The sequence below is a fragment of the Rhizobium sp. BK212 genome (assembly GCF_014197475.1).
Lineage (GTDB): Bacteria > Pseudomonadota > Alphaproteobacteria > Rhizobiales > Rhizobiaceae > Rhizobium > Rhizobium anhuiense.
Genome location: NZ_JACIFS010000011.1, coordinates 63,787 through 75,842, shown reverse-complemented (window position 1 = coordinate 75,842; position 12,056 = coordinate 63,787). Strand labels below are relative to the sequence as shown.

The window sequence follows — 12,056 nt, the reverse complement described above, 5'->3', positions numbered from 1 at the left end:
GGATAGGGCGTTAGCGGGCATTTGACGCTCGCCGACTATCCATAGATTGACGCGAAACAGGGCGGAGAGACGTGTGACGACAGTAATCGACGGCAAGAACGTAGCTGCATCGGTAATTCAGACGGTCAAGAGTGCGACGGCAGCGCTGGAAAAGAGCAGCGGCGTCACCACCGGCCTTGCGGTCGTCATCGTCGGCGACGATCCGGCAAGCCACGCCTATGTCAGCTCCAAGAGCCGCATGGCCAAGGAATGCGGCTTCAAGTCCGTCCAGCACACGCTGCCGGCCGAAACCAGGCAGGAGGAGCTGGCAGCCCTCGTCGCCACCCTCAATGCCGATCCCTCGATCCACGGCATCCTGGTGCAGCTGCCGCTGCCGAAGCCGCTCGACAGCGAACCGATCATCCAGTCGATCCTGCCCGAAAAGGATGTCGACGGCTTGAGCGTCGTCAATGCCGGCAAGCTCGCCACCGGCGACCTGAAGACCGGCCTGGTCTCCTGCACGCCGGCCGGTGCCATGGTCTTCGTCCGCCGCACCCATGGCGAGGATCTCTCCGGCCTCAACGCCGTCGTCATCGGCCGCTCCAACCTGTTCGGCAAGCCGATGGCGCAATTGCTGCTCAACGCCAATGCGACGGTGACGATCGCGCATTCCAGAACGAAGAACCTTTCCGAGGTCTGCCGCAATGCCGATATCCTGGTCGCCGCCGTCGGCCGGCCGGAAATGGTCAGGGCCGATTGGGTAAAGCCAGGTGCGACGGTCATCGACGTCGGGATCAACCGTATTCCGGCACCCGAAAGAGGTGAGGGCAAGACCCGGCTGGTCGGCGACGTCGCCTTCCAGGAAGTCTCGGCGGTCGCCAGCACCATCACCCCGGTTCCTGGCGGTGTCGGGCCGATGACCATCGCCATGCTGATGGCCAACACCGTCATCGCCGCTCATCGTACCGCGGGACAGACGCCGCCGCAGTTTTGAAGCTCGGGATGCTCTAAACCTGGGGAACAGGGCCGGTCGAGGCCCTGACGATCAGTTCGGTTTTCCAGAGCTCCTGGTCGGGGAAGGGGCCGGCTTGCTTTACCGTGCCGATCAGCCGCTGGGCGATACGGACGCCCGCCGCCCGCAACGAAGAGCGTGTCGTCGTCAGCGGCACCGAGAAGTTTTCCGGTTTCAGCAGCGGCAGCACGTCGTCATGGGCGATCAGCGAGATATCCTCCCCGAGCCGCAATCCCGCCTGGTTGACCGCGCGGATCGCGCCGAGCGCCAGCACCGTGCTGGAGCAGAGGATTGCCGTCGGGCGCTCCGGCAATTGCAGGAAATGTTCCATCGCCAGCAGGCCTTGTTCGTCCGTCATCAGCGTATGGCTCATGTTGCCCTCGTCGAGCACGAGCCCGCGTTCGACAAGGGCTGATATGACGCCGTTCTTCCTGCGGATGGCGAAATCGAGATGCATCGGTCCGTTCATCAGCGCAAAGCGCGTATGGCCGAGCTGCAGCAACAGCCGCGTCGCATCGTAGAAGGCCGCTTCATTGTCAATATCGAGATAGGGATAGTCGGGCTCGGAACCGAAGGAGCGGCCGTGCACGACATAGGGCATGGAGAGCGATTTCAGCATGGCAAGCCGCGGGTCGTGGCCGCGCATATAGGCGACGAACATTGCATCGACATTGCCGCTGATCGCCAGGCGCCGGAGCGCTCCCACCTCGTCATCCGGATCGGCCGGCATGATGACGAAGTGGAAATCGTGGCGGACCGCCTCTTCGCCGAGCCCGGCCAGGAATTCGCCGAAATGCACGTCTGACTGGTGGCCGGGCGCCGTCGGCATGACGAGGCCGATCGAGCCTGCCTTGCCGGTCGCAAGCCGCTGCGCCGCCTTGTTCGGCCGGTATCCGGTTTCCTTGACAGCCTGGAGCACGCGCTCCCGGGTCGCTTCGTTGACCTCGGGATAACCATTGAGCGCTCGGCTCACCGTCGTCTGCGACAGCCCCAGCAATTCCGATAGCTGTTTGAGATTCACCTGTTATGCTTCCTCCGGGCCCGCCCTGCGGTCGTCTTGAAAAGGCTTGCCGCCTCCCAGCGGCATTCAAAGCGCTTTCAAATATGTAGCATTTGGCGCGCTTGACTCAAGAAAAATCGCTCCATATTTCCCGAGAGGCGCCGCTGCACTGCGAAATCCCGCGTGTTCACGGCGGGTTTTCGCGAAATGACTTGACTCCATTCCACCGAAAGTGAAATGAGTTGGGTGTCAAAGCGCTTTGAAATTTCCATTTAAGGGAGTTCGGCGCAGTTGGGATTGTGATGGGAGGTTGATCACATGAAAAAGTCATTTTTGATGGGCGTTGCCGTGGCAGCGCTTTTTGCCGGTACTGCGTCTGCAGCCGATCTGAAATTTGCGCCGGGGCAGGATTCCAAGTTCAACTGGAAGAGCTATGACGAATTCAAGGCCGCTCACGCCGATCTGAAGGGCCAGCCGCTGACGATCTTCGGGCCGTGGCGCGGCGAGGACGAGGCGTTCTTCCAGAGCGTTCTTGCCTATTTCGTCGAAGCCACCGGCATCGATGTCAAATACTCCTCTTCCGAAAATTACGAACAGCAGATCGTCATCGATACGCAGGCAGGCTCGCCGCCGAACATTGCCGTTCTGCCGCAGCCGGGCCTCCTGGCCGATCTCGCCAGCAAGGGCTTCCTGACACCGCTCGGCGATGACAACTCCAAGTGGATCAAGGACAATTACGGCGCCGGCGACAGCTGGGTCGGTTACGGCACCTACAAGGGCAAGGACGGCAAGGAAGCCTTCTACGCGTTCCCTTATAAGGCCGACGTGAAATCGCTCGTCTGGTATGTTCCGGAGAATTTCGAGGAAGCCGGCTACAAGATCCCGACGACTATGGAAGAGCTGCATGCCCTGACCGACCAGATCGTCAAGGATGGCGGCGTTCCCTGGTGCATCGGTCTCGGTTCCGGCGGCGCCACCGGCTGGCCGGCGACCGACTGGGTCGAAGACCTGATGCTGCGCATGCAGCCGCCCGAAGCCTACGACAAGTGGACGACCAACGAGCTGAAGTTCACCGATCCGGCCGTCGTTGCTGCGATCGACGAATTCGGCAAGTTCGCCAAGAACGAGAAATACGTCGATGGCGGCGTCGCCGCGGTGGCCTCGACCGATTTCCGCGACAGCCCGAAGGGCCTCTTCGCCGTTCCGCCGAAGTGCTACATGCACCATCAGGCCTCGTTCATCCCGTCCTTCTTCCCTGAGGGCACGAAGCTCGGCCAGGATGCCGACTTCTTCTACATGCCGACCTATGCGTCGCATCCCGAGCTCGGCAAGCCGGTTCTCGGCGCCGGCACGCTCGTCTCGATCGCCAAGGACTCGAAGACGGCCCGCGCCTTCATCGACTTCCTGAAGACCCCGATCGCGCATGAGGTCTGGATGGCGCAGTCGAGCTTCCTGACGCCGTACAAGGGTGTCAGCACCGAGGCCTATGCCAATCCGCAGATGAAGAAGGAAGGCGAGATCCTGACCTCGGCCACTACCTTCCGCTTCGACGGTTCCGACCTGATGCCGGGCAAGATCGGCGCCGGCGCCTTCTGGACGGGCATGGTCGATTTCGTCGGCGGCAAGTCCGCCGAAGAGGCCGCTGGCGAAATCCAGAGCGCCTGGGACGGCATCAAGTAATCTTCAAATTATGCCGCCGGCTTGCCGGCGGCATGGCTTGCATGACTGGCCGGGCTCGAAAAGAGCCCGGCCATCGCAGGATATATTGTGATTGGGCAATACAAAGAGATTGACCATGACCGGCGTTGACCCGTCAGCATAAAAACCGGTTGGGATAAGATCAGGGGAAGCAGGGGAGGGACGAAATGCTGTCGCAGATAGTGTCCGCTTTGGGCGTCGTGGTCGTCGCCGTTTTCGCGTGCTCGGCCTATTTCTATTTTTCGAACAAGATTCTGGATCTCGCTCTGCCGGTGAAGGATGGCGACATCCGCGCCGCATCGCGCAATCTCAACCGCCGCGCGCTGATCCGGCCGTGGTTGTTCATCGGCCCGGCGCTCTTCCTGCTCATCGTCTATCTCGTCTATCCCGTCGTTGCGACCTTCATTCTCTCCTTTTACGACCGTGCCGGTCTGCAGTTCGTCGGCCTCGCCAATTACAAATGGGCGATCGGCGACCGCGAATTCCGCCAGTCGATCTTCAACAACATCCTCTGGCTCGCCGTCGTGCCGGCCGCCTGCACCTTCTTCGGCCTCGTCATCGCGGTGATGACCGATCGCATCTGGTGGGGCAATATCGCGAAAAGCATCGTCTTCATGCCGATGGCGATCTCCTTCGTCGGCGCCTCGGTCATCTGGAAATTCATCTATGAATATCGCGGCGGCAACGACGTTCAGATCGGCCTGCTGAACGCCATCGTCCAGACTTTCGGCGGCACGCCCGAGGTGTGGATCTCCATTCCCTTCTGGAACAACTTCTTCCTGATGGTCATCCTGATCTGGATCCAGACCGGTTTCGCCATGGTCATCCTGTCGGCCGCTCTGCGCGGCATCCCCGAGGAGACGATCGAGGCCGCCGTCATCGACGGCGCCAATGGCTGGCAGATCTTCTGGCGCATCATGGTGCCGCAGGTCTGGGGCTCGATCGCCGTCGTCTGGACGACGATCACCATCCTCGTCCTCAAGGTCTTCGACATCGTGCTGACCATGACCAACGGCCAGTGGCAGACGATGGTGCTGGCGAACCTGATGTTCGACTGGATGTTCCGCGGCGGCGGCGATTCCGGCCGAAGTGCGGTTATCGCCATCATCATCATGCTCGCCGTCACGCCGATCATGGTGTGGAACGTGCGCCGCGCCAATCGCGAACTGAAGGGGCACTGAGATGACCGCTGCCGGAAGCTACTTCAAGATCGGCCCCGCCCGTCTCTTCGTTCACGCCGCCGTTCTGCTGATCGTCATCATCTGGCTGATCCCGACGCTCGGCATCTTCGTCAGCGCGCTGCGCGACAAGGACCAGATCGTCGTCTCCGGTTGGTGGACGGCCTTCGTCGGCTCGACGCAGACCGTCGCCGTCCGCTTGGGCACGCCGGACCAGCAGCAGCAGGAAGGTGCGGCCTACGTCATCTCCGGCAATGTGCTGGAAGGCCAGACCGGCCGCTCGGTGAAGGCCTTCGGCAACCGTGTGCAGCAACCCGCCGCCTACAAGGCCGGCGAGACCGCCGATCTCGGCGACGGCGAAACCCTGCAGATCAACAGCGACGGCAGCTATCGCTATATGAAGAACGCCGCCTTTTCGCCCGACCAACGCCCGCGGCGCATCTATGCGTCCGTCTCGGCGCCGCCGGAATTCACCATGCAGAACTACAACACGGTTCTGACAGGCGAGGGCATCGGCCAGTCCTTCATCAACTCGCTGACGGTGACGATCCCGGCGACGATCATCCCGATCCTGATTGCCGCTTTCGCCGCCTACGCCCTGAGCTGGATGGAGTTTCCCGGCCGCGGCCTGCTGATTGCGCTCGTCGTCGGCCTCATCGTCGTGCCGCTGCAGATGTCGCTGATCCCGCTCTTGCGTCTTTACAACGAGATCGGCGGCATGCTCGGCCAGCCGTCGAAGACCTATCCCGGCATCTGGCTGGCCCACACCGCCTTCGGCATGCCGCTCGCCATCTATCTCCTGCGGGCCTATATCGCCGGCCTGCCGAAGGAGATCATCGAATCCGCCCGCGTCGACGGCGCCAGCGACTTCGAGATCTTCGTCCGCATCGTATTGCCTCTGTCCTTCCCGGCACTCGCCTCCTTCGCCATCTTCCAGTTCCTGTGGGTGTGGAACGACCTGCTCGTCGCCATGGTCTTCCTCGGCACCGACAAGGACCACCTCGTGCTCACCGGCAGCCTGAACGCGCTGCTCGGCTCGCGCGGCGGCAATTGGGAGATTTTGACGGCGTCGGCCTTCGTCACCATCATCGTGCCGCTGCTCGTCTTCTTCGGGCTGCAGCGCTACCTGGTGCGCGGTCTGCTGGCTGGCTCGGTCAAGGGAGGCTGACCATTCCCGAACGTGACTTCAAACAGGATATTCCATGAACGTGGCTTCCCAATCGATCTCGACCCCCGACAAGGACTGGTGGCGTGGGGCGGTGATCTACCAGATCTACCCGCGCTCCTACCAGGATTCGAACGGTGACGGCATCGGCGACCTGAAGGGCATCACCGCCCGCTTGCCGCATGTGGCAAGCCTAGGCGTCGATGCGATCTGGATCTCGCCCTTCTTCACCTCGCCGATGCGCGATTTCGGTTATGACGTTTCCGACTACGAGAATGTCGATTCGATCTTCGGGACGCTCGTGGATTTCGACACGATGATCGCTGAGGCCCACCGCCTCGGCATCCGCGTGATGATCGACCTCGTCATCTCCCACAGCTCGGATCAGCATCCCTGGTTCGTCCAGAGCCGCTCCAGCAAGACCAATGCCAAGGCCGACTGGTATGTCTGGGCCGACGCCAAGCCGGACGGTACGCCGCCGAACAACTGGCTGTCGATCTTCGGCGGCTCCGCATGGGCGTGGGATCCGACGCGCATGCAGTATTACCTGCACAATTTCCTGACCTCGCAGCCGGATATGAACCTGCATAATCCCGAAGTTCAGGATCGTCTGCTCGATGTCGTGCGCTTCTGGCTCAATCGCGGCGTCGACGGCTTCCGCCTCGACACCATCAATTTCTATTTCCACGACACGCAACTGCGCGACAATCCCGCGCTCGCTCCCGAGCGCCGCAACGCTTCGACGGCGCCGGCGGTCAATCCCTATAATTTCCAGGAGCATCTCTACGACAAGAACCGCCCGGAGAACCTTGCCTTCCTGAAGCGCTTCCGCGCCGTTCTCGAGGAGTTCCCGGCAATTGCCGCCGTCGGCGAAGTCGGCGACAGCCAGCGCGGCCTCGAGATCGTCGGCGAATACACTTCCGGCAACGACAAGATGCATATGTGCTACGCCTTCGAGTTCCTGGCGCCCGATCCGCTGACGCCGGAGCGCGTCGAGGAGGTGATGGAGGATTTCGAAGCTGCCGCGCCAGATGGCTGGGCCTGCTGGGCCTTCTCCAATCACGACGTCATGCGCCATGTCAGCCGTTGGGGCGGGCTGGTCGCCGATCACGACGCCTTCGCCAAGCTTTATGCCTCGTTGCTGATGACGCTGCGCGGTTCCGTCTGCCTCTATCAGGGCGAGGAACTGGCCCTGACCGAGGCCGATCTTGCCTACCAGGATCTGCAGGACCCCTATGGCATCCAGTTCTGGCCGGAATTCAAGGGCCGCGACGGCTGCCGCACGCCGATGGTCTGGGACAGCCAGGTCGCCCAGGGCGGCTTCTCCAGCGTCAAGCCTTGGCTGCCGGTGCCGGTCGAGCATATCCTGCGCGCCGTCAGCGTCCAGCAGGGCGACGAGGCTTCGGTGCTGGAGCACTATCGCCGCTTCATCGCCTTCCGCAAGCTGCACCCGGCTTTTGCCAAGGGCGAGATCGAATTCGAGGAGCAGCAGGGCGATGCCCTGGTCTTTACGCGCGAATACGGCAATGAGAAGCTGCTCTGCATCTTCAACATGAGCCCGACCGAAGCCGGCGTTACCCTACCCGCGGGAGAATGGCAGGCATTGACGGGCCATGGCTTTACCAGCAACAACTATGGCGACAAGATCGATATTCCGGCCTGGGGGGCGTATTTCGCCCATCTGGCCTAAGGAACCGAACATAGGGGAGAGAAAAATGACTGGACTGACGCTGAAGGATATTCGCAAATCCTACGGTTCCGTGGACGTTCTCCACGGGATCGACCTCGATATCAAACAGGGCGAATTCATCGTCTTCGTCGGTCCGTCCGGCTGCGGAAAATCCACGCTTCTGCGCATGATCGCCGGCCTTGAGGCGATCACCGGCGGTGAGATGTATATCGATGGCCATCTCGTCAATGACGTGCCGCCCTCCAAGCGCGGCATCGCCATGGTGTTCCAGTCCTACGCGCTCTATCCGCACATGACCGTCTTCGACAACATGGCTTTCGGCATGAAGATCGCCGGCGAAAGCAAGCAGGAAATCGACCGCCGCGTCCGGGCGGCGGCCGAGAGCCTGCAGCTGACCAAATATCTCGATCGCCTGCCGAAGGCGCTTTCCGGCGGCCAGCGCCAGCGCGTGGCGATCGGCCGCGCCATCTGCCGCGATCCGAAGGTCTTCCTGTTCGACGAGCCGCTGTCCAACCTCGATGCCGCGCTGCGTGTCGCCACCCGCATCGAGATCGCCCGCCTGAACGAACAGATGGCCGATACGACGATGATCTACGTGACCCACGACCAGGTCGAGGCGATGACGCTTGCCGATCGCATCGTCGTTCTCTCCGCCGGCAATATCGAACAGGTCGGTGCGCCGCTGGAGCTCTATGAGCGCCCGGCCAACCTCTTCGTCGCGAAATTCATCGGCTCGCCGGCCATGAACATCATCCCGGCGACGGTGGCTGGAACCGGAAGCCAGACGACGGTGACGCTGACCGGCGGCATGTCGGTGACGCTCGATGTGGCGACCGACGCGTCGGAAGCAGGCAAGCAGGCAAGCTTCGGCGTTCGTCCGGAGGATCTGAGGATCGCCGACGGCGCCGACTACCTTTTCGAAGGCGAGGTGTCGATCGTCGAAGCGCTCGGCGAAGTGACGTTGCTCTATATCGAAGGCCTGGTCCCGGGCGAACCGATCGTTGTCAAGTTGCCCGGCATTTACGATGTGAAGAAGGGCCAGCGGATGCGGTTTGCCGCCGACAGGCAGAAGTTGCATCTCTTTGACGCAACCGGTCATACCTACCGGAAATGAGGCGGCCATTTTTGGGGTAGTCATCCCAAGAATTGTACGGGACGGGCCAAATTCTCACTTTCTGTTAAAGATCGGCTGCTACCTTTTCCTCGTTAATTTATGAGGGGGATAAGCACGTGGCCGCTTCCAATCCGTCACAGCCAAAATCTCATTTCCTGAGCAAGGAAGAATCCTTCATGTACGACCGCGAGGCGCGGTTCAAGATGGAGGACACCATGAATGCCGCGCGCATCGAATATACGGAAAAGGGCGTCATGCACGCGGCGTCTCGCCGCTGCGACATTGTCCGGATCTCGATGAGCAGCGCGACACTCGCGATTCTGACCCAGTTCAACCTGCCGAAGCAGTTCTATCTGGATATTCCGGATGCCCGCATCACCAAGGTCGGTTGCCTGCTGATGAAGGTCAATGCCAACAATACGATCGAGGTCCGCTTCCTGCGCCTGCTGACGCAGAAGGAGCTGAACAAGATCTTTGTCTACAGCACCCATCCGGCGCACCGCGACTATGTTCTCGATATTCGCGCCTGACGGGTAGCGCTGGGACTGATACAGAAAACCCGCGGGGTGCTTCGTGCGCTCCGCGGGTTTTGTCGTCTGTGGTCGGCCACGCTCAGTGGTGGAAGAGTACGCTCGCACCCTGGTCCGAAGCGCCGACGGCGCGGCGGAACGGCGCGAAGAGCTCGCGGCCCATGCCGAATTCATTGTCGGAGAGATCGACGGTCACCGGCTCGCGCTCGGCCAAATCAGCCGCATCGACGAGCAGTTCCAGCGTGCCCTTGATCGCGTCCAGGCGAATGATGTCGCCTTCGCGGATGCGGGCGATCGGGCCGCCGTCGACCGCTTCCGGGGTGACGTGGATTGCTGCCGGCACCTTGCCGGATGCGCCGGACATGCGCCCGTCGGTCAGGAGCGCCACGCGGAAGCCGCGGTCCTGCAGCACGCCGAGCGGTGGCGTCAGCTTGTGCAGTTCCGGCATGCCGTTCGCCTTCGGGCCCTGGAAGCGCACGACGGCGATGAAATCGCGGTTGAGCTTGCCTTCTTTGAAGGCGTCCTGCAGCTCCTGCTGGCTGTGGAAGATGATCGCCGGCGCTTCGATGATGTGACGCTCCGGCTTGACGGCCGATATCTTGATCACCGCCTTGCCGAGATTGCCGCGCAGCATCTTCAGCCCGCCATTCGCCTGGAACGGCGTTTCGATGCTGGAGAGAACCTTGGGATCGACGCTCTTGTCAGGCGACGGCTCGCGCAGGACGGCGCCGTTTTCGCCGAGACGCGCATCGACCGTATAGGCTGCGAGACCCTGGCCGAAGACGGTGCGCACGTCGTCATGCACCAGCCCGTGCTTCAGGAGTTCCTTGATGAGGAAGCCCATGCCGCCGGCCGCCTGGAAATGGTTCACGTCGGCAAGCCCGTTCGGGTAGACGCGGGCAAGCAGCGGCACGATTTCCGAAAGCTCGGCGATGTCCTGCCAGGTGAGATGGATGCCGGCCGCCCGCGCCATGGCGACGAGGTGCAGCGTGTGGTTGGTCGAGCCGCCCGTCGCATGCAGGCCGACGACGCCGTTGACGATCGAGCGTTCGTCGATCATCTCGCCCGCCGGGGTGAATTCGTTGCCGAGCGCGGTGATCGCCAGCGCCCGCTTGGCGGCTTCGCGCGTCAGCGCTTCGCGCAGCGGCGTGCCGGGATTGATGAAGGAGGAGCCGGGCATGTGGAAGCCCATGATCTCCATCAGCATCTGGTTGGAATTGGCGGTGCCGTAGAAGGTGCAGGTGCCGGGGCCGTGATAGGATTTCGATTCCGCCTCGAGCAGCTCGGCGCGTCCGACCTTGCCCTCGGCGAAGAGCTGGCGCACGCGCGACTTCTCGTCGTTCGGCAGGCCTGTCGTCATCGGACCGGCCGGAACGAAGATCGACGGCAGGTGCCCGAAGGACAGGGCGGCGATGACGAGGCCGGGCACGATCTTGTCGCAGACGCCGAGGAAGAGGGCGGCATCGAACATGTTGTGCGACAGGCCGACGCCCGCCGACATGGCGATCAGGTCGCGCGAGAAGAGCGAGAGCTCCATGCCCGGCTGTCCCTGGGTGACGCCGTCGCACATCGCCGGCACGCCGCCGGCCACCTGCGCCACGCCGCCTGCCTCGGCGGCCGCCTCGCGGATGATCGCCGGATAGGTCTCGAACGGCTGGTGGGCCGAGAGCATGTCGTTATAGGCGGTGATGATGCCGAGATTGGCGATGCGGTCGCCGGCGAGCGCATCTTTCTCGGCGGGGGAACAGACCGCAAAGCCGTGGGCAAGGTTGGCGCAGCCGAGCACGGAGCGGGCGACACCCTTGGAAGCGGCGGCGCGCAGGCGTTCCAGGTAGCGCTCGCGGCTTGGCTTCGAGCGTTCGACAATGCGATCGGTGATCGCGGAAATGCGTGCGTGAGCGGACATGGAATATCCCTGCCTTGTTCGTTGTCTCTATCTGTTTCGGCGGCTCTGGCCTGAATCTCGGTCCGGATTGACGGCCGATCAGGGAGCCCAGTAGATCTCGACCGGGGAAGTGGCCCGGCGCAGAACGGCGCGGATCGGCATTTCTGCTTCGTCACCGCTGCCTTCCGCCTTGGCGAGAACGTCTTTTTTGCCTTCGCCCTCAATATGGAGAACCAGGAGTGCGGCATCCTCAAGACTGGAGAAGGTGAAGGTCAGGCGCGGCTCGCCGGCTCCTTCCGCTTCCATGGTGATGATGCCGCGCGGCGTCGATGGGTCGAGCGCCGTGGCAAGATTGCTGCCGCCGGGAAAGAACGAGGCCGTGTGGCCGTCGCCGCCCATGCCGAGGATGACGATGTCGAAGGGTGAGCTGATCGCCCTGGTCTTCTCGGTCGCGAGCGAGGCTGCCTCCTCCACGGAGGCAGTATCCTGATAGAGCGGCAGGAAGCGTGCCGCCTTTGCCTTGTTCTGCAGCAGATTGGCATCGACCAGCAGATGGTTCGAGCGCGGATTGTCGGCCGGCACGAAACGTTCGTCGACGAGGGTGATCGTCACCTTTTCCCAGGCGATGTCGCGCGTCGACAGCGCCTGAAAGAAGGCCTTCGGGGTGGAACCGCCGGAAACGGCGATGGACGCCGTTCCACGGGCGGCAATCGCCGCCGAAAGCGTGCTCGCGACCTTGTCGGCGAGGCTGCCGGCAAGGTCTGCGGCGCTGGCGAAGGAATGCAGGGTCGATGCCATCGATGTC

General features: G+C 62.4%; 10 protein-coding genes. 7 read left to right on the top strand and 3 right to left on the bottom strand.

Annotated elements, in window-relative coordinates; translation table 11 throughout:
• Positions 1–73 precede the first annotated feature (73 nt).
• Complete coding sequence (folD, locus tag FHT79_RS27440; RefSeq protein WP_029868027.1) at positions 74–973, top strand: bifunctional methylenetetrahydrofolate dehydrogenase/methenyltetrahydrofolate cyclohydrolase FolD; 900 nt, start codon at positions 74–76, stop codon at positions 971–973.
• A 13-nt stretch (positions 974–986) separates the two neighbouring features.
• Here the strand turns inward: folD and FHT79_RS27435 are convergent, their stop codons facing one another.
• On the bottom strand, positions 987–2,012 hold the full coding sequence (locus FHT79_RS27435; RefSeq protein ID WP_029868025.1) for a substrate-binding domain-containing protein: 1,026 nt from the start codon (positions 2,010–2,012) through the stop codon (positions 987–989).
• Positions 2,013–2,309: 297 nt separating this feature from the next.
• Here FHT79_RS27435 and FHT79_RS27430 point away from each other — a divergent pair, with 297 nt between their 5' ends.
• From FHT79_RS27430 to FHT79_RS27405, 6 genes are all read left to right on the top strand, one after another.
• Complete coding sequence (locus FHT79_RS27430; protein WP_029868024.1) at positions 2,310–3,671, top strand: ABC transporter substrate-binding protein; 1,362 nt, start codon at positions 2,310–2,312, stop codon at positions 3,669–3,671.
• Between the two features lie 185 nt (positions 3,672–3,856).
• Positions 3,857–4,870 (top strand): sugar ABC transporter permease, encoded by a 1,014-nt coding sequence (locus FHT79_RS27425; protein ID WP_029868023.1) that lies wholly within the window; start codon positions 3,857–3,859, stop codon positions 4,868–4,870.
• 1 nt (position 4,871) lies between these two features.
• Positions 4,872–6,035: a carbohydrate ABC transporter permease gene (locus FHT79_RS27420; RefSeq protein ID WP_047613627.1), complete on the top strand. Its 1,164-nt coding sequence runs from the start codon at positions 4,872–4,874 to the stop codon at positions 6,033–6,035.
• 34 nt (positions 6,036–6,069) lie between these two features.
• Positions 6,070–7,722: an alpha-glucosidase gene (locus FHT79_RS27415; protein ID WP_097631186.1), complete on the top strand. Its 1,653-nt coding sequence runs from the start codon at positions 6,070–6,072 to the stop codon at positions 7,720–7,722.
• 25 nt (positions 7,723–7,747) lie between these two features.
• Positions 7,748–8,836 (top strand): sn-glycerol-3-phosphate ABC transporter ATP-binding protein UgpC, encoded by a 1,089-nt coding sequence (gene ugpC, locus FHT79_RS27410; RefSeq protein ID WP_029868020.1) that lies wholly within the window; start codon positions 7,748–7,750, stop codon positions 8,834–8,836.
• A gap of 176 nt (positions 8,837–9,012) precedes the next feature.
• Positions 9,013–9,366, top strand: a complete 354-nt coding sequence (locus FHT79_RS27405) for a hypothetical protein (protein ID WP_047613630.1) — start codon at positions 9,013–9,015, stop codon at positions 9,364–9,366.
• Positions 9,367–9,448: 82 nt separating this feature from the next.
• Here FHT79_RS27405 and edd read toward each other — a convergent pair whose 3' ends face one another.
• Complete coding sequence (edd, locus tag FHT79_RS27400; protein WP_047615236.1) at positions 9,449–11,272, bottom strand: phosphogluconate dehydratase; 1,824 nt, start codon at positions 11,270–11,272, stop codon at positions 9,449–9,451.
• Positions 11,273–11,350: 78 nt separating this feature from the next.
• Positions 11,351–12,049 (bottom strand): 6-phosphogluconolactonase, encoded by a 699-nt coding sequence (gene pgl, locus FHT79_RS27395; RefSeq protein WP_132575718.1) that lies wholly within the window; start codon positions 12,047–12,049, stop codon positions 11,351–11,353.
• Between the last annotated feature and the right edge of the window lie 7 nt (positions 12,050–12,056).

Bases quoted from the DNA above. Each gene is read 5' to 3' on its own strand.
- FHT79_RS27430 (WP_029868024.1), top strand. From the start codon at position 2,310: ATGAAAAAGTCATTTTTGATGGGCGTTGCCGTGGCAGCGCTTTTTGCC.
- FHT79_RS27425 (WP_029868023.1), top strand. From the start codon at position 3,857: ATGCTGTCGCAGATAGTGTCCGCTTTGGGCGTCGTGGTCGTCGCCGTT.
- FHT79_RS27420 (WP_047613627.1), top strand. From the start codon at position 4,872: ATGACCGCTGCCGGAAGCTACTTCAAGATCGGCCCCGCCCGTCTCTTC.
- FHT79_RS27415 (WP_097631186.1), top strand. From the start codon at position 6,070: ATGAACGTGGCTTCCCAATCGATCTCGACCCCCGACAAGGACTGGTGG.
- ugpC (WP_029868020.1), top strand. From the start codon at position 7,748: ATGACTGGACTGACGCTGAAGGATATTCGCAAATCCTACGGTTCCGTG.
- FHT79_RS27405 (WP_047613630.1), top strand. From the start codon at position 9,013: ATGTACGACCGCGAGGCGCGGTTCAAGATGGAGGACACCATGAATGCC.
- edd (WP_047615236.1), bottom strand. From the start codon at position 11,272: ATGTCCGCTCACGCACGCATTTCCGCGATCACCGATCGCATTGTCGAA.
- pgl (WP_132575718.1), bottom strand. From the start codon at position 12,049: ATGGCATCGACCCTGCATTCCTTCGCCAGCGCCGCAGACCTTGCCGGC.